Source organism: Rhodobium orientis (assembly GCF_003258835.1).
GTDB lineage: Bacteria > Pseudomonadota > Alphaproteobacteria > Rhizobiales > Rhodobiaceae > Rhodobium > Rhodobium orientis.
Map to the genome: position 1 here is coordinate 1 of NZ_NPEV01000232.1, position 237 is coordinate 237.

Below are 237 nucleotides of genomic sequence, written 5' to 3' on the forward strand. Positions count from 1 at the left end.
GATCGGGTTAACGATTTTGGCGCAGGTAAAAAAGCGCTTCGACGTTCGTGTGATCGCTGTCGATCCTGTAAGGGAAAGGCTTGAGCTTGCCGAGGCATTCGGGGCGGATGCCGTTATTCAGCCTGGTGAAGAGGATGCAGAGCAAATGATTCTGAAGCTGACAGGCGGAGAAGGAGCGGGGATTGTGTTCGAAGCGGCCGGGATTCCCGCGACGATTGAGCAATCCGTTCGTTTGGC

General features: G+C 55.3%; 1 protein-coding gene. It reads left to right on the forward strand.

The window, feature by feature from the left end:
• Nucleotides 1-237 (forward strand): zinc-binding dehydrogenase (locus CH339_RS25985; RefSeq protein ID WP_146610326.1); only part of this gene is annotated, 237 nt, incomplete at both ends.